We start from the raw sequence: 23949 nt of genomic DNA on the forward strand, positions 1-23949 counted from the left end.
GCTGCCTTTATTACTGTTTAAGTTAATCAACTGTCGCGTGATGCTGTAGGTTCAGTGCTAACAGCTTTTCTTCATTATTACGTCGCCAATAGGCTGTTGATTTTTTATCAATGTATTGAAAATAAAAATCATAATTAACTTGGGTGCTTTTTGTGCTACACATAAGTAAAGCCATATCCAAACTAAGATTAATATCACCGGCCAGCTCTGCTTGTTCAAAGGTACGTTGTGCATGACTGACAAAGGCATCATCATTTTGTTGTGCTTGCGCTAATAAGGTTCTCAAGTAAGAGTTCTGTGCGTTATCCTTAGTGATATTACTAATAAGCGCTTGAGCTTCTGTCAGACGGTTTTGACTTATATAGTATTTCATCAATTGTTGTCGGCTGTTTTGTGCGGCCCAAAAGTCAGGCGTCAACTTGGCAAGTTCTAATACTTGTTTAAAATGAGGTGCTTTGTCCTGAGGGCTTTTAGCGAAAATAGAGTAATGATAAGGCACTATAGCAAAGTGATAACTCGGTAATTGGTAAGCCTTCATCTTATTTTCTGCTTGTCTTAAATAAAGGTACTTATCATCTTCTTGCTGATTCTTATAGGCCAGTACAGACAAGTAAGTTAAAGCACTTAACTCTCGCTGCTTATCTTGAACATCAAAAGCCAACTGTGCAGATTTAAGCAGACTTGCCTTAATCGCTTGATAATTAGCCTGATTATGATCTATCCAAGACTGTGCAAACCAGGCGTCTGCTTGCCGAGTTAAATCATTGATTTTTTTAAACTGCTCAATAGCACTGTCTAGCTTACGGGCGCTTAAATAAAACAGCTCTTTACGAGTTAAAATTTGACTTTGAAAGAGTAAAGCATTGCCGACATATTGTGCGTTGTTTTGTAAAGCCGCAGTGTTTTCTAATTTATTAGCCATCACCATCGCTTTATCTAGCTCTCCTAGCCTTATGTAAGTCTCGGTTAATTGGCCAAGGATAATAAGGTCATTTGGCGCTTGTTGATGAGCAATAGATAAGTTTGCTTGTTTAAGCTCTGGAGCTTGCACTTTATTCAGTAGATTATAAATAACGGGCTGTTGTAAATGTTGTAACAGCTGCTTTAAAACCGTTTGTTGGTCTAGGCCTGAAATTTGACCTTGCCAATCAGAAAACGGACCTTTTAATATAAAATCAAGATAAGTTTGTTGGTTATAGCGACGAATAGAGCCAGTTAAAATTAAGGGGTGCTCATCGGCTAACAGAGGATATTCCAATTCCACTGAAGCCTGAAAATTTGCCGTGTTTAACTGAGATAATTCGCTAAAATCAAAGTGCTCATTATCATCAAGCCTAACAACCTTGGCACCTTGTTGATCACTTATCGGGATATAGGCCATATTAATAACAGCGTTTTTCTCTTTATGAGGAGATACAGGTAATAAATTAATCGCCGCAATGATAAAGAGAATTAAACTCGCTAAGGCTATGACTAGCCGATGATTTTTACTTTTCGGCTTGGCTAAAGCACTTGTTTGTTGATGGGATATACTTGAACTTAAAACGCTTTGTGTCTTTTCAGTATCAGGGTGAATAGAATCAACTTTAAGCTGCCATTGATAACCTCGTTTTGAAAAGGTTTTAATGGCTTGATTACCGAAAAGACTTCTTAGGTGACTAATGTTTTGAAAAACAGCTTGTTCCGACACCACTTTATCTTGCCAAACGTGAGATAAAATATCTTCTTTACTAAAAACATTATCCGAATGCTCAATCAGCAGTTTTAGTACTTTGGCTTCATTGTGTCGAATAGCCAATGTCTGACCATTTTTTTTAAGTACTAAACTTGTACTATCAAATTCAAAATCATTAAATCTATAACGCATTGTTTTTATTAGAATAGCTCGTCTGGTTATTTGCTTCGCTCATATCTTAACGTATTAGCCGATAAAGAGTAGAAGTTTGTTGTAATGCCTAATTATTTAGTTGTTTCTTCTGTAACATAATCTGTATATTTTCAACGAATTCTTTTGTTAGATATCTTCGGAGCATTGTAAACAATAGGAAGTGCTGTTGATGTCCGGTTTGTCAGATCACTTGTCACTAGATAAGTAAGGGATTATATCGTATCTTTGCTGACCTTGTTGGATCGTTGAGGAGTTACAAAATTTTTCTCAGGTGTAACTTGAATGTTAAATTTCCTCATCGTGTGACGCATTTCTCATTATTTGTGACGAACAACACAATTATTGCAGACTATTGCATTTTTGATTAAATATTTGTAAGACATATCCTACGTTAATGTAAGATATTGAGTAAGTATATGTAAAAATAAAGCATGTTATCTTTTTAGTTGTTGATTATGTTCGTTTTTATTTGCTTACATGTTTGTTACATTTTATATTGTTAAATATAAAATGTTATTATGGGTACGAATAAATCTTAATTAACGTAATATTTACCACATCAGGAAGATACAGGTCAGGAAGACCGATAGAGTAGGGTACTCTTAAAAGGACGCTTGAAGGAATAGGCTGGATGACAGGAGTCATCGAAGGAATTAAACGGATTTAGGTTAAAGGAATAACGGCTAATGGAACAAGCCAGATGACAGGAGTCATCGAAGGAACTAAACGGATTTAGGTTAAAGGAATAACGGCTAATGGAACAAGCCAGATGACAGGAGTCATCAAATGAACTAAACGGATTTAGGTTAAAGGAATAACAGCTCACGGAACAAGCCAGATGACAGGAGTCATCGAATGAACTAAATGGATTTAGGTTAAAGGAATAACGGCTGACGGAACAAGCCCAAGGATGATATATCACTATTGATGTGACTCAGGACGAGTTGCAATCACGGAAGATGAATGGAAAGCAAAGGATTATTAGGAAACACTACGGACAGTTCTTTATGGATGAAGCGGGACACATATAATATGCAGGATGCATATAAGCTAGTTCAGGAAATACGGCTCTTAGAGCCGTATTTTTTTGCTTAAAATATAGGGGTTTAATTATCAAGGAATGTTGAATAATATGGATGCTTACCTAAAATGGCTTGGCTACCGTTTAGAGAAAAGGTATAACCACATAAGGTAAAGCTGCTTCTAATGGCAATATTCTTGATTATCACTCTAGTATCTAGTGGTGAAAACCGCGCTAAATAGTCACCATTATTTTCTTGATTAACGTCCAATGTTCTAATCACTTCACCACTATCATAAGAGATAACCTGACAGCTTTTATCACCTTGTGCAGTCATTTGTTGCCATAAAAAACCACTAATAGATTTGTCACCCTGCCATTTTATAGTAATACCATCAAAAGATGATGCCAATAAAGAAAAGTTATCAGGCAGTGTAACTTCGTGTCTCAGGGATAATTTTGATTGCTCTATGGCTGTTGTTTCATTAGTGTTTGCTGCTATAACGTCATCATCAACTGAGGTAATACTCGATGGCAGAATTATTGCCATTATGATGATTAATATCAGTACTGTTAACGCTAATACCTTCTGTTTATTGTTAACTAGCTTCAGCCTGATCGCTTCACCGATATCATTAGCAGGGGAAACAGGCGAGTCTTTAGCTTTGTTGTCATGTTGAGCCAATGTATCAGGGGTATCTTGATAGGAGCTTGCCAATGAATCTTTTACTTCGTGCTGATTAAATGTCGGTTCTATACGTTTTTGAGGTTGAGAACTTCCTTTTTTTATATAGCCCGTTAAATCGACATGGCCAGCGTAACCAAGAATATGATTAATTTTTTGGCTTTTGTAGGTCATTAAGAAGGTAGAAATAGCTAAAGGGAGTAAAAGTAACCAGTAGCTTATGGTGTTATCACTGATGATGATAATTAACCCAGCAAGTAAAAAGCTGGCTGTAGGTGGCAGCAACCAGCTTATCTTGAGGTTGGCATCATTTAGACGACGCTTTGTTGAAAGAGTAAAAATACCTGCAAAAATAGACAAGGCCATAAAAGATAATAAGTTGTTAAAAGAAAAAATGGCGCTAGTAAGGGTAAACAACAAGTAACAACTTATATGAATAGCGATGAATCGACGACGATTATCTGAACCGGTTAAACAAAATAGTGACTTCAACAAAAGCACATAAACTCCTAAAAATATTGTTTGATCTGAAAACTTTGGCAAGAGTAACCAATTTTCTTTTAACTTTCAGTGATATTTTCATATTCCACCACTTATCATCTTGATACCTCCCGACAAAGTCACACCTCTGGTGTAAGCCATTTCGCACAATGACGTCAGTGATCATACAATAATTTGTAAGTGTAAAAAAAAACACTTCGTAACTATTTGTTTAATATTAATAAATTTTAATTATTCGTTAAATAGAGAAAGTAACGTTAATTTTCTTTCGTTTACCTTGCTAGCGACAAAGCACATGAATGCTAATATTTATCTTGTCAGGACGACACAAGTTACGGATAACACTACAAATAAGTTTAAGGGATAAATACTATTTGTTGAACACGTATAGGAAGTACGAAATGGAAAGTGGTATAAGTTAATATTCAGTTGATAAAGGATTTACCCGCAAGGACACTAACATTTCCAACGGAATGGAAGGTAAATGGATTTACATGAATGGATGCAACAACAAGTGCTGAAGTTAACTTAATTTACTACGTTTATAATGAATAAAAATTTATGGATGAAACTAGCTGAGAAGGGATACTTAACACAGAGATAATACCTCTGCTTATACGGAGTCATTTAAAGGAATTAAATGAACAGTTAGTACTGAAATGGATGTTAATTAAGGATAGTAATAAAGTTTGAGTAAAGTGATATTACCCAAAAATAATTTCCGTATGATTTAGGAAATTTAAAAATTAGCAAATGGATTTGCAGCATTATATTTAGCAACGAAAAAAAGCGACTTTTATGTCGCTTTTTTTTTGTCTAGAAAAAGATTATTTACACACCCAATTTATCTTGATAATTGTCGAAATTATATTGTTGTTCAGTAAAGAAAAAACCTGCTAAAAGCAGGTTTTATCAAGCGAAATTCATACTACAACTTAGCTATTAGATGTTCGGTATGAATCACAAGCTTCTTCATCTTCACACTCACCATATAAATATAAACTATGGTTTGTTAGCTTTATTTTATGTGATTTAGCAATATCTTCTTGGCGTTGTTCAATGACGTTATCTTCAAACTCAACTACTTTGCCACATTTTAAGCAAACAAGATGGTCGTGATGTTTTTTATGACTTAATTCGAAAACTGATTTACCGCCTTCAAAATGATGACGACTAACAATGCCCGCATCGTCAAATTGATTAAGTACCCGGTAAACGGTAGCCAAGCCAATCTCTTCATTCTGCACTAATAATATTTTGTAAACATCTTCCGCACTAATATGCTGATTATTCGGATTTTGCAAAATAGTGAGAATTTTGATTCGCGGCAGGGTGATTTTTAATCCAGCTCTTTTTAGCTCTTCATTTTGGTCTGCCATTAACTTTAATTCTCTAATTCGGTAATTTAAACAAAATTATAGGGGGTTCTTCTGCTTGAGGGAAGCCTTAGTTGAAATGAATAGTAAATTCATTGGCTTTGATTTTCGAAATTTGTATAAACACCAATAGCTTTACTGGTACGATGAGTTGTATGAGCGAGTGATTATAGGATCAAAGGAGATTTAGATGTTAAGAAAAGCGTGGTTATTAAAGTTACTGCTAAATATTTGGCCGCCATTTTTATTTACGGGTATCAAAGTTACAGAGCTATCTAGTGATTTTAGACAAGCCAAGGTGCGTTTAAAAATGCGAGCATGGAATAAAAATGCTTTAGGCACACATTTTGGAGGCTCGCTATTCTCGATGACCGACCCTTTTTATGTGTTAATGATTTTAGCGCGTTTAGATAATCAATATTATGTCTGGGATAAATCAGCTGACATTGATTTTATCAGACCAGGGAAAGGCGAAGTAACAGCTGATTTTTACGTCAGTGATGATTTTATTAATGAGATTATTGAAAAAACCCGTCATGGTGAAAAATATCAACCCACGGTGAATGTTTATGTCAAAAATATTGATGGTGAGCTAGTGGCTAAATTAAATAGGCGTTTATATATACGTCAGAAGAATAAAGCGACTTTATTGACCTAATTAGGTAAAAATAAGACAAAAAAAAGCCTGTCGATACAGGCTTATTATTAGTGGGTTATAAGAAATAAATTAGTCTGCAAGTTCTGCTAAACACATTTCTTCAAATATTTGAGTAACCCACTTGTCAATTCTCGCTTCGGTTAATTCTGGCTGACGGTCTTCGTCAATACATAAACCAATAAACGTCTTTTCATCAACTAAGGCTTTAGACGCTTCAAATTCATAACCTTCAGTTGACCAGTTACCAACAATAATTGCGCCTCTTGACTCGGCAATATCTTTTAAAGGTTCCATTGCGTCACAGAAGTATTCAGAATAATCTTCTTGATCACCTAAACCAAAAATAGCGACTAACTTATCGGTAAAGTCGACTTCTTCAAGCTCAGGTAAGAAATCGTCCCAATCACATTGGTTTTCGCCATAATACCAAGTTGGAATACCTAAAATGATTAAATCAAATTCAGCTATTTCTTCTTTTGTACTTTTTGCGATGTCTTTTACTTCAACTAATTTTTTGCCTAACTTTTTTTGAATAGTTTTGCTGACAGCTTCAGTATTGCCTGTATCACTACCGAAAAATAAACCTACAATTGCCATGGTATAAAACCCTTATTTACTAATATTTAATGCTGGTGCCGTCATTGAATTTTTCAATATCGACTCAATAAGTTCTCCGCGACTAACACCTTTAACTTTAGCTAAGTCGTCGAGTTGCTCAAACAAGTCTTGATGTATTTTAAACTCAACTCGTTTTAAGCCATTGTTTTTATCGCGTTTAACTTGATTGCGCTTGTTTATTTTTACTTGCACGCTACGCGAATGAGGATTTGTTTTTGGGCGCCCGGGACGCTTTTCATCACTAAACAAATCAATAGTGGTTAAATCACTTGCTTCTTTTGCCATTGTTAACTCTTACCCAACCCCTTGGCTTTCCCAAACCAGTTGAATAATGCCTTTGGCAATAAAGCCAGCACAACCTAAAAATAGAACCAAATAAACGACCATACGGCCCATTTTGGGAACATCATTTTTTGTCATTACATCATGGACTGATAAGCCAATGAAAATAAAGATAAAAGCAAAAAATAAATTCAAACCAATAGTTTCAATAAGTTCTAAGTTTTCAGCTAACATAATTCACCCTAAAAATTTCAGGCGCACTATAGCATAACCTAACGCTTAAACACATAATTTTTACCACAAATGACAAGGCAATTTGACGCTATTTGTTCAATCAATTGATTGTAGCAAACCTAAAAAGGTCATTCGATTTATTCGTTTTAAAGCGTTTATAAGTCGATATTAAAGGCTTAAATAGTCATTAACAATTTTGTTAAATACTGTCGTTTTCTCTGCATGTAACCAATGCCCCGTGCCTTGTATTATTTTGGCTCGACTATTTGGAAATAATGCTTGGATAATATCACGATGCGCTACGGTTATATAATCAGAGTTACCACCTTTGATAAAAAGGGTTTCACCTTTAAAATCTTGTTTACCTTGATTTGCTGCCATTATTTGTTGATAACATTGCTGAATATTATCTAAATTGCATTTGAAATTGAATTTTCCATCCTTGGCCACTAAATTACGCAATAAAAACTGCCTAACGCCTATGTCATCAACAAATGCAGATAATTGCTTGTCTGCATCTTTTCTATTATTAATGTCTTCAAGCTTAATACTTTGTAAACCTTCAATAATTAGATTGTGGTGAGGTGGATAGGCAACAGGGGCAATATCAGCAACAATAAGTTTATCCACTTTTTCACTATGGTCTAGTGCAAGCTGCATGGCTATTTTACCGCCCATCGAGTGTCCAAGGATATGGGCACGTTCAATATTAATCATTGCCATTAGATCGACAACGTCTTGGGCTAATTCTTGATAGCTCATTGAATCTTTGTGAAAAGATAAACCGTGATTTCTCACATCGATATTAGTTACTCGGTAATTATCTTTTAAACCTTTTGCCACCATATTTAGATTTTCTAAACTACCGAATAAGCCATGTATTAAAATAATATCGGCGCCGGAGCCTTGTTGTTGATAATGTAAATTTTTAGTCATTGATAGCTCATCGAATGTATATACTTGCTTTAACCTTTATTGTCTTAGCTTTTATTGCACCATGCAATTATTTTGAGGCTTTATCGAGATATTGGCGCTGGAAAGTTTTCCTTAAGCTAAGTATAATCCTGCGCGAATAATAAAATTCTAGGGTAATTAATGAAAAACATTGAAATAGATGAAGAACTTTATCAACACATAGTGTCGAATACCCAATTTATTGGCGAAAGTGCTTCGTCAATCTTGCGTCGCTTATTGAGTTTAACGTTAGCTGAAAATGCGCTTGATGATCTTGTCGAAAGTGTTCAAGATGTTGAAGTCACCACTGACAACTTAGTGCATGGCGTTGAAGAAAATATCGAAATGGAAGCCGTGATAGTTGAAGAAGTAATGGCAGAACCACCTAGCATTGATAATGTACTCAATTATATCAATAAAGAAGAGTTAGCCATGCAACGTGGTGCAGTTGGTCGATTTTTACTTATTCTTGCCGCTTTATATCGCGTGCACAGTGAAAGTTTTGCCGTTGTCTCTGAGATCCGCGGGCGAGACCGTCTATATTTTGCCAAAAGTAAAGATGAGCTTTCCGCCAGTGGTAGCAGTACCAAACCATTACAAATACCTGATAGTCCATTTTGGGTAATGACAAACTCGAACACTACCCGTAAAAAGATGATGTTAACGAAAGCATCGCTAATGTTAGGTTACACTGACGAAGATGCCGAAAATATTAGAGATCTTTTATAAGCGCTATAAAGTTGTCGACGATAACATTTAAATAAAAAATAAAGGGAATATCATGACTATTCATGCACACGCAGGAAAACCAGTTAGACCACAAGACCGTATCAATATTGGTAAATTAGTCAGTGATTATTTTTTATTAAGGCCAGACGTTGCTATTACCGCGCAAAGGGTAACTTTTGGTACCTCAGGTCATCGCGGTAATGCCAGTAAAACCAGCTTTAATGAGCAACATATTCTGGCTATTTGCCAAGCAGTTGCCGAACATCGCATTGAACAAGGATTGAAAGGGCCATTGTTTTTAGGTAAAGATACCCATGCCCTTTCAGAGCCCGCTTTTGCGAATGCGCTGTCGGTGTTAATTGCTAATAACATCCCGGTCGTTATTCAAGATGATGATGGTTTTACACCAACCCCAGTTATTTCTAGGCTCATTATTGCTCATAATAAATTATCGATAAATAAAGATAAGCAAGCCGATGGTTTAATTATTACCCCTTCTCACAATCCACCAACAGATGGCGGCATTAAATATAATCCACCTCATGGCGGGCCTGCTGAAGGTGGTGTGACTAAAAAAATTGAACAACGAGCCAATGATTTAATTGCCGAAAAGCTTATTAATGTCAAACAAGTTAGCTACCAGCAAGCTTGTTCGTCCGCTTTATTATCAAAAGAAGACTTTATTACTTTTTATGTTAACGAACTTGAACAAGTGGTTGATATGAAAGCTATTGCGAAAGCCGGTGTTAAAATTGGTGTTGATCCACTTGGTGGTTCAGGGATTCATTATTGGCCCGTTATCGCAAAGAAATATCAGTTAAATCTTGAAGTTGTCAACCCCGTTGTTGATGCCAGTTTTGCTTTTATGCCGCTTGATAAAGATGGCAAAATTCGTATGGATTGCTCATCTCCCTATGCTATGGCTGGACTCATTGCTTTAAAAGACAAGTTTGATATTGCTGTTGGCAATGACCCCGATTTTGATCGCCACGGTATTGTCACTCGCACGGGCGGGTTAATGAACCCTAATCATTACTTAGCCGTTGCTATATATTATTTGATGACCCATCGCGATTGGCCTAAAACCAGTAAAATTGGGAAAACGTTAGTGTCTAGTTCACTTATAGACCGTGTTGCAAAGTATATTGACCGTCCTTTATCAGAAGTGCCGGTAGGTTTTAAATGGTTTGTCGATGGCCTCAGTGATGCTTCATATGCGTTTGGTGGTGAAGAGAGTGCGGGTGCTGCTTTTTTATCTCGTGATGGTAGTTGCTGGACAACAGATAAAGACGGTTTTATTATGGCGTTATTAGCAGCAGAAATTCTTGCTGTTACCGGTAAAGACCCCTATCAATTATACCAAGAGCTTGCTGAAAAATTAGGTGAGCCTTGTTATGGACGTGTTGAAGCCGTTGCAAGTTTTGAACAAAAACAAGTGCTAACTTCATTAAGCGCTAACGACATTACGACTAAGATGCTCGCCGGTGAAAAAATTAACCAAGTTTTATCACACGCACCTGGTAACAATGCCGCTATTGGTGGTGTGAAAGTTACGACTGACAATGGTTGGTTTGCTGCTCGTCCTTCAGGGACCGAAGACATTTATAAAATTTATGCCGAGAGTTTTATCGATCAAAAACACTTAGCCCTTATTATTACCGAAGCACAGGTACTGGTAAGTGCTGCTTTTACTAAAGCCGGTTTATAGGTCGATAGTTAAGATAAAGGTATCAGTAATTTTTACTCTGCTATAAATTGAAATAACATAATAATATGGGGTAGTGACTAGATCATTAACCCATATTATATGCTCGTACTGCTAAACGTCAGTGTCTTTTCGTCACTCTTCATTATCGTCATTTTAACTTTTATTCTGATCAAACCAAGCAATAACCTCCATTTCTTTGTACAATATAAGCAATTTTTATTGCCTTAGTGAATGTGGTTTGAATAAATTACAAGTAGTCTTACAAGAACAACAGCAAGCGTTACAATCTACGGGTGACTTTCTCGCCTTAACTCGTGCGAATGAGTGGTCACTAGCAGGACGTTTTTCCTTTCAAGTTAAACATCAAGCAAGTAATAGCCAAACAAACGTCACCGTACTCGATACCGGTCTTATTACTTTTGAACCCGTTGAACTGCAAACATCTAATAAAGACATTGTGCTCTCTAGTGCCGTGCACGGTAATGAAACCGCGCCAATTGAAATTTGTGCTGAGCTCATTAAAAAGCTTATTTTAGGGGAGCTTGCTTGTACCGAGCGTGTACTGTTTATTTTTGGCAACCCAGCTTCTATTAATATTTCTGAACGTTTTATTGAAGAAAATATGAATCGTTTATTCTCTGGTGGCCATTCTGCTGATCAGGGACAGGGGGCGGGTTTAATTAATAAAGAACGCCACCGTGCTTTATTACTTGAAAATACCGTGCGAGATTTTTTTCAGCAAGGTCAAAGCTTATCCAGTAATAAAGAGAGAGAGCGTTGTCATTACGATTTACATACTGCCATTAGAGGCTCAAAAAACGATAAATTTGCGGTTTATCCTTTTCGACATGGTAAAGCTTGGAAAAAATCTCAACTACAATTTATGCATGCGTGTGGGGTAAGTACTATTTTACTTTCGCATTCACCCACTACGACCTTTAGTTACTTTTCATCAAATGAATTTAATGCAGACGCTTTTACTGTGGAATTAGGCAAAGTAATGCCCTTTGGTGAAAATGACATGGCTAAATTCGTTCAAGTTAAAGAAACACTAACGCGTTTGATTTCAGGACAAAACTTGTTGCTAAAAGACTATGATGAAAATGATTTTAGTATTTATGAGATCTACCAAACCATTAATCGCCAGGGTGAAAACTTTGCTTTAAATTTTTCTGATAACGTTGAAAACTTTACTGACTTTCCAAAAGGTACCGTACTCGCAATAGATGATGGTAAAGAGATCAAAACAGATAAAGTCGGGGAAGCAATTATCTTCCCTAATGCTAATGTTGCTATTGGGCAGCGAGCATTATTAACCGTTATTCCTACATCTATCGAATAATGGTCATGCTTATGTAAACTTTTATGGGCATATTGATGATATTGCCGTATGCCCAAAACTTTACTTAGCTCACACAACTTGTGTTTCAGTTTACGTAAAGGTAAAGTACGTTCGATTATTTACAGCAGCTCATTGCGCAAAACCCAAAAAGTACTAAAACTAAGTACACTTACATTAAGAATAATGGGTATAGCAAATCCTGCAATGAACATATTCCATAAGACAAGAAGAGAAGAGAAGGCTATGAACACTGACGTATATAAAGAAAGTCCGGTGGTACATCAACCCGCTTTTATTGATGGTCATTCAGTTGAAATTCCCATCCTCAAAGTATTACAACAAGACGGCACCGTATATGAAGGTGCTGAGCTTCCTGAAATTGATCAAGAATCAGCAACAAAAATTTATAAAACGTTAGCGTTTCACCGTGTACTCGATGAGAGAATGGTCGCATCGCAACGTCAAGGTCGTTTAAGCTTTTACATGACCGCACTGGGCGAAGAAGCCGCAAGTGTCGGTGGTGCTGCCGGTTTAAAACCTCAAGATATGATCATGGCGCAATACCGAGAGCAAGGTGCATTAATGTATCGTGGTTTCTCACTTGAAAACTTCATGAATCAAATGTTCAGTAATGAAAAGGATTTAGGCAAAGGTCGTCAAATGCCAATTCATTACGGCAGCCGTGAATTAAACTACATGACGATTTCATCGCCACTAGCGACTCAAATACCACAAGCGACCGGTTATGCATATGGCCAGAAGTTACAAGGGCTTGACGCGGTAACAATTTGTTATTTCGGTGAAGGCGCTGCGTCAGAAGGTGACTTCCATGCGGGATTAAATATGGCTGCAGTACATCGTGCTCCTGTTATCTTTTTCTGTCGTAATAATGGCTACGCAATTTCAACACCCGCAGATGAGCAGTATGCAGGTAATGGTATTGCTTCTCGTGGTGTGGGTTACGGAATTAAAACGATTCGAATCGACGGCAACGATATACTTGCGGTTTTAAAAGCGACACAAGATGCTCGTACTTATGCTTTAGCAGAAAACAAGCCAGTACTTATTGAAGCCATGTCTTATCGTTTAGGTGCACATTCTACCTCAGATGATCCTTCTGGATATCGTACGCGTGAAGAAGAAGCTAAATGGCAAGCACATGATCCTATTCTTCGTATGAAAAATTGGATGTTAGCGAATAAGTGGTGGGATGAAGCACAAGAAACAACTTTGTTTGATCAATTACGTGAAGAAGTCTTAGCGGCGGTAAAAGTTGCTGAAAAAATTGATAAACCACCCGTTGAAGATTTAATCACTGATGTTTATGATGAACCACCAACGCTATTAAAAGCACAACTTACCGAGCTGAAAGTACATATTAAAAAGTATCCAGAAGCCTACCCATTCACCGCGGGGAGAATTAAATAATGGCACAAATGAATTTATTACATGCAATTAATAACGCACTTGAAATTGCAATGACAGAAAATGAACGCGCCGTGTGTTTTGGTGAAGATGTTGGTCATTTTGGTGGTGTTTTTCGCGCAACCAGTGGTTTACAAGAAAAGTTTGGTAAATTACGTTGTTTTAACACGCCTTTAGTTGAACAAGGTGTTATTGGTTTTGCTAATGGTCTAGCAGCTCAAGGCAGTGTGCCTATCGCTGAAATTCAATTTGCTGATTATATTTTCCCTGCTTTCGATCAAATTGTTAATGAATCAGCAAAGTTTCGCTACCGCAGTGGTAATGAATTTGATGTGGGTAATTTAACGATACGTACACCATACGGTGGCGGTATCGCGGGAGGCTTATATCATAGCCAATCACCAGAAGCTTATTTTGCTCATACACCGGGCTTAAAAGTTGTTGTACCTCGTAACCCTTACCAAGCAAAAGGTTTATTGTTAGCGTCTATTCGCGATAAAAACCCGGTTATCTTTTTTGAACCTAAGCGTTTGTATCGTGCCTCTGTGGGCGAAGTGCCTTTAGAAGACTATCAATTACCCCTTGGCAAAGCTGAAATTGTTACGCCAGGTAGTGATATCACGTTATTAGCGTGGGGCGCACAAATGGAAATAATAGAGAAGGCAGCTGAAATGGCTGCAGCTGATGGTATTTCATGTGAAATCATTGATTTACGTACTATTTTACCATGGGATATTGAAACTGTTGTTAACTCTGTTACCAAAACAGGACGCTTAGTTGTTAGCCAAGAAGCGCCATTAACGGCGGGTTTTGCTAGTGAAATTGCTGCAACGATTCAAAAAGAGTGTTTCTTACACCTTGAGTCACCGATTGCACGCATCTGTGGTATGGATACACCTTACCCATTATCACTAGAAAAAGAATATGTTGCCGACCACTTAAAAGTGTACGAAGCCATTAAACACAGCATAAATTACTAAGGTTTTTGTCATGAGTATTGATTTTATTCTACCCGATATTGGTGAAGGTATCGTTGAATGTGAGCTAGTTGAATGGCTAGTTAAAGAAGGCGACGTTATTGTTGAAGATCAGCCCATTGCTGATGTGATGACAGATAAAGCGCTGGTACAAATTCCGGCGATGCATAATGGTACGGTTACTAAGCTTTATTACGCTCAGGGCGATATTGCCAAAGTACATCAGCCACTTTTTTCAATGACAACCGATCAAGAGCAGGCACCTTCGCCTGTGCAAGCAAGCCCAGTGGTTGCTGCGTCTAGTTCGCCAGTTGCTGAGCATTCAGTTGCGGCTTCGACTCATGGTGAGCCAACACTTGAACGTGAAGACTTTATTTTACCTGATATTGGTGAAGGTATTGTTGAGTGTGAACTCGTTGAATGGTTAGTTAAAGAAGGTGATGTGATTGTTGAAGATCAGCCCATTGCTGATGTAATGACAGACAAAGCGCTAGTACAAATTCCAGCGATGCATAACGGTACTGTGACTAAGCTTTACTATGCTAAAGGTGAAATTGCGAAAGTACATGCGCCTTTATTTGAAATAGAAAAACTGGCGGCTAATGGCCATCGGACTGCAGTTGTCGCTGCAGAAACTCTTGAAACGCCTACGGTTTCTGCCGTTGAAAAAGTGGCTTTAACAACCACTGCAGCACCTGTTGAGAAAAAGATTATTAACAGTAAAGCTGTTGCTAGCCCTGCGGTACGCCGTGTAGCTCGCGAATTAAATGTTAATATTCATGAAATACCAGGCAGTGGCAAGAAAGGGCGTGTTTATAAAGAAGACGTCGTTTCTTTCACTAAAGCGCCAGTTATAAGCACTGAAAATGTAGCGCCAGTTGTTGCTGTTGCACAAAGTGGCGGTAAACGTGTTGAGCCTATTCGCGGTATTAAAGCGGCGATGGCAAAGGCTATGGTACGTTCAGTGTCAACGATTCCTCACTTTACTTATTGTGAAGAAATTGACATGACGAATCTAATGGCGTTACGCAGCGGTATGAAAGACGCTTATGCGAAACAAGATATTAAATTAACTATGATGCCGTTTTTCATGAAATCGATTTCTTTAGCACTAAAAGAATTCCCGATTGTTAATACGCAAGTTAATGATGATTGTACAGAAATTACTTATTTTGACGATCATAATATTGGTATGGCAGTTGACTCTAAAGTCGGCTTACTCGTTCCTAATGTTAAGCAAGTACAGAATAAATCTATTGTTGATGTTGCTAAAGATATCATGCGTTTAACTGACTCTGCCCGTGCAGGTCGTGTTGGTGCAGAAGATTTGAAGGGTGGAACTATTACCATTTCAAACATTGGCGCGATTGGTGGCACTGTTGCGACACCAATCATCAATAAACCTGAATCAGCGATTGTTGCGTTAGGTAAATTACAAAAATTACCACGCTTTAATGATAAAGGTGAAGTTGAAGCACGTTACATTATGCAGGTAAGTTGGTCTGGTGATCATCGTGTTATCGATGGCGGTTCAATTGCCCGTTTTTGTAACTTGTGGAAATCATTCTTAGAAGAGCCAAGCAATATGTTGATGCATATGTCTTAGTTTGACGCTTTTTGATATTAAAAAAAACCTGCTCATGCATAATGCCGTTCACTTAAGGTGAACGGCATTTTTACTTTTAACAGGGTACCTATTCTTTGAACATTTCAACATTCTCGGATATTGCCGTTCTCGCCTACCGGGTAAAACGAATTGCTTAGCCGACTTTGTAATATTCATTGTGTATTTGGGAATGTTACCTGGCGTGCAGAATGACAACTGGGTTAATTCGTGAATAATATGCATTGAAGCGCCATTAAAACTCAGTTGATTGGGGTGGACACCGTCTAGCGATTTAGCCATTAATACCATTTGATAACGGATTAAATTATAAGCCAATAATATCCCCCAAAGCTCTTGCCTAATAAGCTCTGGTTGATTACTTCGTAATGTGAATCGATTGTCCAATAGCGACTGTTTCATTTCCCTAAATCCCAACTCAATTTCCCATCGGTGGGCATATAAATCAACAATATCAGCGGATGGAAAGCGCATAAGATCTGTCATCGAAGTGAGTATTTGAAGGTCTTTTCCTTTCACTTTTTTGGTGATGAGCCGTGCTTGCATCGTTTTAGGTAATTCTGGAAACTTTTTTCGTGACTGAGGTGTTGTGGTTAATTGGATTAATTTATCTTGTCTTCCAAAACTATTGATAACTTCATATTGTGTATTTTTTTTGAGTGGCATTAACCAATGCCTTGTGTTACCTGTACTTTGCCAGCGATGTAACAAGCCTAATGAATAAAATCCACGGTCGAACAGCGTTAAACTATTATCAGGTGTTTTATCAATTAACCCTAACGCAAGATTCATCTCGTTAACTTCAACACTATCAAAGACACTGTTAGTCAATAAATGGCTCGTTAATTCCATCTGACACACCATACGTACTTGAGGGTAACTGGCTTTGCCATGTTGCGTCCCTGTTTTGGCAAACTCTTCATTATTTTCATCGGTATCGGGCACTCGCCACACAACACCATCGACACCTAAAAGGTTTAAACCACACCACTGACCATGATTAGCATCATGGTTCCATTGTTGTTGCGTTTGTTGAAAGACTGTTTCTATAACTTTGCTACCGAGTTTTTTTCTCGCTTGCGTGACCGCACTAGATGCAACATAGGGGATACCGCTGGGTAAAATAATATCCAACTGATTAAGCATTTGACGCATTGGAAACTTGCGAAACAATGCCATGCCAATGACAGCCCACACCATATTTTCCATAGGCAGCTTACGCTTTCGAATGGTAGATATTCCGTGTTCTTTTAGTCCCGCACTAATAATTTCTGGAGACAAAATTTCTGCTAAGTTTTGGAACTCGGTGACGTTATTTGAATTAACTAAAGAAAGCGCGGTAGAAAGTTGCATAAAAAAAATCCAGTGATATCAATCACTGGATTTTGATCTCATTAGCAAATTAATCAAGCTATAAATTGCTTAACTGATCGGCATTATGCTCATGCAGGTTTTTTTGTTTATGGTGGTATCGGTTCTCAAGGAGACGTTTTATTGAGTGAAGAAAGCATAGATAGAGAGTTCATTATCTTCATTAGACTTTGTTGACGTTGAAAATGATGAGAATTTCCACCATGTTTGTACCGATAAGTCTTTGAGAATATTATTCCAAGCATCTTCTTGTTTTTCAGTCACTAGAATTTCGCAATAAGGCTGTTTACAAATAACTGATATTAAATCAACATTCATGCCGTTATAGTGGGTTAGTACAAAGTCAGAAATATTATTTTTCATATTATATCCCCAATCTACATCGTCTTCTTTTTGATGAAAATCGTAGATGTCATTTCTTGTTTTTCCTCGAAATGAACTCAAGAAAAATTTGAAGGGCTCTGGAGCGAGTGCTTGCATTTCTTCGTCAGTTGCTTCACTACCATCAAATTCATTTAATTGATTTTTCAATAATGAAATTTTATTTTTTGATTTTTTATATTTGTCTTTTAATAATTGATGTTCAGCGATTAAATCTAGGTGCTGCTGATTTAACATTTCGTCATCGTCAACAGTTGTTAATGTCTGGTTATTGGTGACTTGTGGTTGGACTTGAGTAGCGACAACGGTTTGATCGAGTACATCCGGAGTGACTTTTAATTTTGATATCTTTGCGGTTGGCGGTGTCTTAACTGGCATTACCGTAGGATGAGCCAAATTATCTTGATAACTTTCTGTGCTCAACGATGAAAAACCATAGCCGAGTATTGCCCCAACAGTCAAAAGTATCAGTGCTTTTAGTAAATTCATATAAATCCTTTTATCTATGTTTTATTATTTTTTAAAGATATTACCTCAATAGAATTATCTTTCAAGCGCTTAAATTTAAGCGGGAGCTTTGAGTTAACATCAAGTGACTTTAAAGATATACTTTTTAGCAGAGCAAGCATTGTTAGGAAATCACGTGCACGAAAATAAACTGCAACATTTTTATATTGCCGAAGAGCAATCGGTTTACTTATTAAACACTAAAGACGCTACTAAATTAAAAGTTTGGGTTGAATTATGTCAGCAACAGTTAAGTTTACTGGGCTATAAAAATATCGCCTTATTGGGAAAGGGCGCCTATGGGTTTGTGTTTAATGGTGATGATGACTTAGGAAATGCCTTCGTTTTCAAATTTTCACGAATGAATTTACCGCAACACGTACAAGACAGACTAGCAGAAGAAGCTGAAATTCAAGGTGAGTTATCGCATCGCCGCATCCCTAAAGTTATTAAATATTACAAAATTAAGCGCCAATCTATCGTGCATATGGAACGAGCGCCGGGCATCGATTTAGAAAAGTATTCTCAACAGCATGGGCCGTTAGCACCTGAACTTGTCGTTAATATCGCGATTCAACTCGCTGAAATTTTGCTTTATTTACGCAACCCTAAAAAACACGGCAAAGGGAAACCCTATGTTCATGGGGATATTAAACCCTCTAATGTTGTTTTTAATGATAAAACGGGCAAGGTTTACTTAGTCGACTGGGGCTCTGCTGTTGTTGCGCAGCTAGATGCTACTGGGCAAAATACCGCAAATAGTGTTATGGACTTAATGAGTAGTGATCTGCAAAATACTAATGCGCGTTTAGGTGATGTTTACTTTATTGGTCAAGACCAAATAAGTGGCGCAATGTCCTCGCCCCGCTTCGATGAGCAGGGGTTAGCGGCAACTATTTATGCGATTGCGTCAGGTCAATCGTGTCGATATGGTCATCAGGTTATTTCTCCGCTTTCATTGGGTTTACCAAAGTTACTGGCGAAAATTATTGATGCTATGCTCAGCGACGATCTTAAAACACGTAATAGCGCAGGTGATTACTTTTTTAAACAGTTACCTTATTTAAAACGCATGGTCATGGCAAAAAAGCATACGGCTTTCGATGCTAAATTACTTATTCCTGTTTGGTTAAAATCTAAAACAGACAAAATTTTTGATACTGTGGTTTATGGTTCAAGAAAATCTTTTTTAAGAGAGTCTACCGAGAGTGATGAGTTAAACGAGATTGATGATGCGCAACTAGAAAAGTATTACAAAAACTTTTTGATGGGCATGGGCGATACCGAAAAAGCATTTATTGCCGCAGTTGGTCGACTAGGTAATTTTCCTGTAGTGGGTGGTTTAGCGATACGTTGGCAGACCGATGGTGTTTATATTGATTCTAATTTAACCTTGTTTGACCCTAACCTTAATGCTTCTTTTCAAAGTGCGGTCAATAATATGGTGCATCTCGCTCAAGGTATTCACCGCGTTGGTATGTTTAAGAGTTGTTTATTTAATGCTAGAAATACTTTGCATGTCGAACGACAAAGTAGTGAGCACGACTTTATTGCTGAGTTGGGACAGGAGTTTTCATTTGAGATCAGTGATGTTGCTGAGGTTGATGATATTACACGTTTGCATTCATACTTTGAAGACGGTAAAGACCCCGATGAATACCTCTATCTACCCGATGAAATAATGGCTGTATTAGGACGTTTAAATCTAATTCATCATACCGGCTGCATTATTTTTGAAGTTTTGCCTACTCACTTAAAGATTCATAGCTATTTAATGTTACTTAACCATGAAAAAAAGCAAGAATTTGCCGAGTGTTTAGCTGAAATTATTACGCTATTACCAACAATTCAAGGTCAGGGGATTTCAGGCTTTATGAAGTTACCCTATAAAGATACCCGATATTTTGAACATATCAGTACCTTGCCTGAAAAGTATTATCCAAGAAACCCAAAAATTATTGAATCAGTGGAGAAATAAGATGAGTGACAAAATAGGTGAAATGGCTTGGCTAGATTTAACGGTAGACAATGCCACTGAGGTGAAAGACTTTTACCAGCGCGTTATTGGTTGGCAAGTTGAAAACGTGGCGATGGGTGATCATAACGATTATGTTATGAAGAGTCCTGACAGCGGAGAAGCGATCAGTGGTATTTGTCATGCTAAAGGTGTGAATGCTAGTATGCCTGCGACATGGCTACCGTATTTTTTAGTTAAAGATATTAACGATGCCGTTGCAAATGTTATCGAGCTTGGCGGCGAGTTGCTCACTGAAATAAAGCAGGTAGGTAAAGATAAGCATGTGGTGATTAAAGATCCCGCAGGTGCTGTTTGTTCACTCTATCAGCAAGGTTGAATTAAGCTTTATCTATTACGCTAATTTTTGTCAGTATTGACCGTTTTACTTTTAGCGCAAACAGTAAACAATGAAGCCGAGTCAATATCTAGCTTCATTGCATGCTTAGAGTTAGCGCTCACTTAGACGGAATGAACCACTGGGCAGGAACAGTCGCTGATAAAGATGAGTAGCATAGTCATCGGTCATCCCTGAGACATAATCAGCAATCACTCGATGTTCGTTCAAGTTATGCGTTTTTGCATAAAGCCAACGTTGCTTGGTATGTTTAGGCAATAACCGAGCGGGATCACTGGCCAGTGCTTCAAATAACTCCATCACTATTTGTTGTCCTCGATATTCGAGCTGTTGAATACTGGTTTGTTTAATAACAAATGAGAAGACAAAGTCTTTGAATATCTGTAGTGCCTTCGCGGCATTAACCGGTAGCTTAGCGTTGTAGCGTAATAAGGGTTCAGCAAAGCTTATTGCTGAGTTTTCATTTAAATCAGCTAAATATATTTCGGTAATTAAATAATTGACTAAGCCGCCAATCGCTTCTTTTTGAATGTAGTGTTGTTCATTAAAAAGCTTTGCCGTTAACCGTTGACAATAATCTTGCAACCAAGGTTCATCGATTGCTTTAAGTTTAGTGATAACTTCTTGTTCAAAATCCTGCAGGCTAACTACACCTGTAACTATTGCGTCTTCTAGGTCATGAATACCATAAGCTATGTCGTCAGCTAGCTCCATAATAGAACAATCGAGTGATTTAAATATTGTTTTATTATGTTTGTTTTTGGTGTTTTTTATTGATTGAAAAAGAGCGCGATCATCAGCAGATAATGGCGATAAAACCCAGTCAAACATTTCAGCGTCATCACTATATAAGCCTTTGGCAGGATGCCAGTCAGCCGCTTTTAATTGTCTAAAACTTTGCGGAGCAACAGGTAAAGGTAATTGTGTTAACTCGGTTAGTAGTTGTGGATATTTTATTAAGCCTAATAATGTTCGGCGAGATAAATTCATCCCATAAAACTCACTAAAGGGCTCTAAGTGTGAAACAATGCGAAAAGTTTGCCCGTTGCCTTCAAAGCCGCCATGGTTACGCATCATATAATTAAGAGCAACCTCACCACCGTGCCCAAAAGGAGGGTGACCAATGTCGTGGGCTAAACAAATAGATTCAATTAAATTCTCATCATCAGGAAAAAGCTCAGCCGATAATTGTGCATGCTTATTTCTTAATTGGGCACTAATTCCTGAGCCAATTTGCGCTGCCTCTAATGAATGCGTAAGACGTGTTCGATAGAAATCACTTTGTCCACTGCCCATCACTTGGGTTTTAGACTGTAAGCGTCGAAAAGCAGCAGAATGTAGAATGCGCGCACGATCACGCTGAAAAGGGCTACGGTGATCATTTAGACGTTTTGCAACACTGGCTAGTTTTCGCTGCGACCAAAGTTCGTTCATAGACACCCTTTTATCTTAATTGTGTTAATTTTTTTACCTATCACAATCATATACTTAAATAATAACAGTCACTACCTAAATATACTCTACAGACAATTAACAGACTGCTTATCTCGACAACTTAAGTATTAGCAATAAAAATAGCGCGTTTTGGCGCGGGGTAACCTTCTATTGTTTTACTGTTATCGTCAGGGTCAAGGAAATCAGCCAGTGACTCAGTATCTATCCAGTCAGTTTTTCGTTGTTCATCAAGGGCGGTGATATCGGTATTAACCACCCGGATATTTTTAAATCCACATCGCGAAAGCCATGCACACATCGCATCACAACTAGGTAAAAACCAGACATTACGCATTTTAGCATAACGTTCGCCAGGCACTAAAACGGTATGTTCATCACCATCAACCACTAAGGTTTCTAGCACTAACTCACCACCTTTAACTAACTGTGCTTTTAATTGGTAAAGAAAATCAATGGGAGAACGGCGATGGTATAAAACACCCATGGCAAATACGGTATCAAATGCATTGAGCTCAGGTAATTGTTCTACACCTAGCGGCAATAAGTTGACTTTAGGGTCATTAACAAAGTGCTGAATAGCATTAAATTGTGTAAAAAATAATTGTGTTGGGTCTATGCCAACAACAAATTTAGCTCCATCACCGCGCATACGCCATAAGTGATAGCCACTGCCACAACCAATATCTAACACGTATTTATTGTTGAGTGGGCTAATATGCTCTTTTAAACGATCCCATTTAAAATCGGAGCGCCATTCAGTGTCTATATGCAAACCATGAATATGGTAGGGGCCTTTACGCCAAGGTTTGAATTTTTTCAGTAAATTTTCTAAACGCTTATATTCACCTTCAGTAATATCTTCTTTTTTACCGACTGTTACCCCGTCACTGATATTAACGACTGATGGTGTCGTCTTGGGTAAAGCGGTTAAGGTTTTTTGCCATTGGGCAAACTCGCCATGTAGCTGTTCTTTTTTCCATTGGCTAAGTTGCGCAGGAAGAGTGTTTAACCAATGGCTTAGGCGGTTTTGAGCTATTTCTTGATAAAATTTATTGAATGACATGAATAAAGTTACTTAATGGCGATGAGTGAAAAAAAGTTAAAACATTGGAACCAAGGTGTTTGATGGTTGAAACCAGCATTTTCTAAGCGTGCAATATGTTCGGGTAAGCTATCAATGCGCATCACTTTTTCAATAGCGGTACGTTTTTGGGCTATTTCTAGTTCGCTATAGCCGTTGGCGCGTTTAAAGTCGAGATGCAAGTCGACAAGTAGTTCATTACAGACCTTATCATCAGCTGATATTTTTTCTGATAATAACAATAAGCCACCAGGCTTTAAGCCCTTGGCTATTTTATCTATTAATGTCGAGCGTATTTCTGGCTCAATAAATTGTAAGGTGAAATTAAGGACTACCATTGAAGCGTTTTCAATCACAATATCTAAAATATTACCTTCAATAATTTCTACCGGTGTAGCACCTTTGAATGCACTAACATGCATTTTACAGCGCTCCACCATGGCAGAAGAATTATCAACACCTATAATTTTACAGTTTTTCGCGGTGATCGCTTTACGCATGGCTATCGTTGCGGCGCCGAGTGAGCATCCTAGGTCATAAACATGACTATTGTCAGTGACAAAACGCTGACTTAAGCGGCCAATAGTATCAATAATGGTATTATAACCAGGTACAGAGCGGGAAATCATATCAGGAAAAACTTCGACAACATGTGCGTCAAAAGTAAAATCTTTAATTTGGCTTTGTTTTTTTGAAAAAATTAAATCGGGTTCTGATGGTTTCATTAGGCTGAACTTGTCTTGGCATTTAAATATCAATT

General features: G+C 37.7%; 21 protein-coding genes. 9 read left to right on the plus strand and 12 right to left on the minus strand.

All coding sequences use genetic code 11. The annotated features are described in order from the left end of the window. Window positions 1-22 precede the first annotated feature (22 nt). The 3 genes from A3Q34_RS16050 to fur form a co-directional block, all read right to left on the minus strand. Window positions 23-1867: a winged helix-turn-helix domain-containing protein gene (locus tag A3Q34_RS16050; protein ID WP_070376271.1), complete on the minus strand. Its 1845-nt coding sequence runs from the start codon at window positions 1865-1867 to the stop codon at window positions 23-25. A gap of 1127 nt (window positions 1868-2994) precedes the next feature. Continuing rightward, the gene (locus A3Q34_RS16055; protein WP_157471012.1) at window positions 2995-4089 is read right to left on the minus strand and encodes a hypothetical protein; all 1095 of its coding nucleotides are present in this window, start codon (window positions 4087-4089) and stop codon (window positions 2995-2997) included. 941 nt (window positions 4090-5030) lie between these two features. After that, window positions 5031-5474, minus strand: a complete 444-nt coding sequence (gene fur, locus A3Q34_RS16060; RefSeq protein WP_070376273.1) for a ferric iron uptake transcriptional regulator — start codon at window positions 5472-5474, stop codon at window positions 5031-5033. A 187-nt stretch (window positions 5475-5661) separates the two neighbouring features. Here fur and A3Q34_RS16065 point away from each other — a divergent pair, with 187 nt between their 5' ends. Further along, window positions 5662-6129: a DUF4442 domain-containing protein gene (locus A3Q34_RS16065; RefSeq protein WP_070376274.1), complete on the plus strand. Its 468-nt coding sequence runs from the start codon at window positions 5662-5664 to the stop codon at window positions 6127-6129. Window positions 6130-6198: 69 nt separating this feature from the next. Here A3Q34_RS16065 and fldA read toward each other — a convergent pair whose 3' ends face one another. The 4 genes from fldA to A3Q34_RS16085 form a co-directional block, all read right to left on the minus strand. Beyond that, window positions 6199-6726 carry a flavodoxin FldA gene (gene fldA / locus A3Q34_RS16070; RefSeq protein ID WP_070376275.1) on the minus strand — a complete coding sequence of 176 codons (528 nt, stop codon included), beginning with the start codon at window positions 6724-6726 and terminating at the stop codon, window positions 6199-6201. Between the two features lie 12 nt (window positions 6727-6738). Continuing rightward, complete coding sequence (ybfE, locus tag A3Q34_RS16075) at window positions 6739-7032, minus strand: LexA regulated protein (protein ID WP_070376276.1); 294 nt, start codon at window positions 7030-7032, stop codon at window positions 6739-6741. Between the two features lie 9 nt (window positions 7033-7041). Next, window positions 7042-7263 (minus strand): DUF2788 domain-containing protein, encoded by a 222-nt coding sequence (locus A3Q34_RS16080; protein WP_070376277.1) that lies wholly within the window; start codon window positions 7261-7263, stop codon window positions 7042-7044. 168 nt (window positions 7264-7431) lie between these two features. Further along, a complete protein-coding gene (locus A3Q34_RS16085) occupies window positions 7432-8199 on the minus strand; it encodes an alpha/beta fold hydrolase (protein ID WP_070376278.1) in 768 nt (255 codons plus the stop codon). 159 nt (window positions 8200-8358) lie between these two features. Here A3Q34_RS16085 and seqA point away from each other — a divergent pair, with 159 nt between their 5' ends. The 6 genes from seqA (at window position 8359) to A3Q34_RS16115 (ending at window position 16004) form a co-directional block, all read left to right on the plus strand. Next, window positions 8359-8946: a replication initiation negative regulator SeqA gene (gene seqA / locus A3Q34_RS16090; protein ID WP_070376279.1), complete on the plus strand. Its 588-nt coding sequence runs from the start codon at window positions 8359-8361 to the stop codon at window positions 8944-8946. A 52-nt stretch (window positions 8947-8998) separates the two neighbouring features. Further along, a complete protein-coding gene (gene pgm / locus A3Q34_RS16095) occupies window positions 8999-10654 on the plus strand; it encodes a phosphoglucomutase (alpha-D-glucose-1,6-bisphosphate-dependent) (protein WP_070376280.1) in 1656 nt (551 codons plus the stop codon). A 238-nt stretch (window positions 10655-10892) separates the two neighbouring features. Beyond that, a complete protein-coding gene (astE, locus tag A3Q34_RS16100) occupies window positions 10893-11996 on the plus strand; it encodes a succinylglutamate desuccinylase (RefSeq protein WP_070376281.1) in 1104 nt (367 codons plus the stop codon). A 243-nt stretch (window positions 11997-12239) separates the two neighbouring features. Next, window positions 12240-13424, plus strand: coding sequence for a thiamine pyrophosphate-dependent dehydrogenase E1 component subunit alpha (locus A3Q34_RS16105; protein WP_070376282.1), 1185 nt, complete (start codon window positions 12240-12242; stop codon window positions 13422-13424). Continuing rightward, entirely contained in the window at window positions 13424-14401 is a 978-nt protein-coding gene (locus A3Q34_RS16110) for an alpha-ketoacid dehydrogenase subunit beta (protein ID WP_070376283.1), read from the plus strand. The genes A3Q34_RS16105 and A3Q34_RS16110 overlap by 1 nt, the downstream gene beginning before the upstream one ends. Window positions 14402-14411: 10 nt before the next feature. Further along, the gene (locus A3Q34_RS16115; RefSeq protein ID WP_070376284.1) at window positions 14412-16004 is read left to right on the plus strand and encodes a dihydrolipoyllysine-residue acetyltransferase; all 1593 of its coding nucleotides are present in this window, start codon (window positions 14412-14414) and stop codon (window positions 16002-16004) included. Between the two features lie 48 nt (window positions 16005-16052). On the opposite strand, the gene A3Q34_RS16120 is transcribed toward A3Q34_RS16115, so the two are convergent. Together A3Q34_RS16120 and A3Q34_RS16125 are read right to left on the minus strand one after the other, a co-directional pair. Further along, a complete protein-coding gene (locus A3Q34_RS16120) occupies window positions 16053-17375 on the minus strand; it encodes an IS4 family transposase (protein WP_070375586.1) in 1323 nt (440 codons plus the stop codon). A 138-nt stretch (window positions 17376-17513) separates the two neighbouring features. Beyond that, window positions 17514-18263 carry a hypothetical protein gene (locus A3Q34_RS16125; RefSeq protein ID WP_070376285.1) on the minus strand — a complete coding sequence of 250 codons (750 nt, stop codon included), beginning with the start codon at window positions 18261-18263 and terminating at the stop codon, window positions 17514-17516. A gap of 154 nt (window positions 18264-18417) precedes the next feature. On the opposite strand from A3Q34_RS16125, the gene A3Q34_RS16130 reads away from it, so the two are divergent. Both A3Q34_RS16130 and A3Q34_RS16135 read left to right on the plus strand, forming a co-directional pair. After that, window positions 18418-20259: a protein kinase domain-containing protein gene (locus tag A3Q34_RS16130; protein ID WP_070376286.1), complete on the plus strand. Its 1842-nt coding sequence runs from the start codon at window positions 18418-18420 to the stop codon at window positions 20257-20259. Window position 20260: 1 nt separating this feature from the next. After that, window positions 20261-20635: a VOC family protein gene (locus A3Q34_RS16135; RefSeq protein WP_070376287.1), complete on the plus strand. Its 375-nt coding sequence runs from the start codon at window positions 20261-20263 to the stop codon at window positions 20633-20635. A gap of 111 nt (window positions 20636-20746) precedes the next feature. On the opposite strand, the gene A3Q34_RS16140 is transcribed toward A3Q34_RS16135, so the two are convergent. The 3 genes from A3Q34_RS16140 to cmoA form a co-directional block, all read right to left on the minus strand. Next, the gene (locus A3Q34_RS16140; RefSeq protein WP_070376288.1) at window positions 20747-22087 is read right to left on the minus strand and encodes an anti-phage deoxyguanosine triphosphatase; all 1341 of its coding nucleotides are present in this window, start codon (window positions 22085-22087) and stop codon (window positions 20747-20749) included. A gap of 121 nt (window positions 22088-22208) precedes the next feature. Beyond that, window positions 22209-23171 carry a tRNA 5-methoxyuridine(34)/uridine 5-oxyacetic acid(34) synthase CmoB gene (gene cmoB, locus A3Q34_RS16145; protein ID WP_070376289.1) on the minus strand — a complete coding sequence of 321 codons (963 nt, stop codon included), beginning with the start codon at window positions 23169-23171 and terminating at the stop codon, window positions 22209-22211. Between the two features lie 8 nt (window positions 23172-23179). Beyond that, window positions 23180-23914 (minus strand): carboxy-S-adenosyl-L-methionine synthase CmoA, encoded by a 735-nt coding sequence (gene cmoA / locus A3Q34_RS16150; protein ID WP_070376290.1) that lies wholly within the window; start codon window positions 23912-23914, stop codon window positions 23180-23182. Between the last annotated feature and the right edge of the window lie 35 nt (window positions 23915-23949).

It is taken from the genome of Colwellia sp. PAMC 20917, from assembly GCF_001767295.1.
Classification (GTDB): domain Bacteria; phylum Pseudomonadota; class Gammaproteobacteria; order Enterobacterales; family Alteromonadaceae; genus Colwellia_A.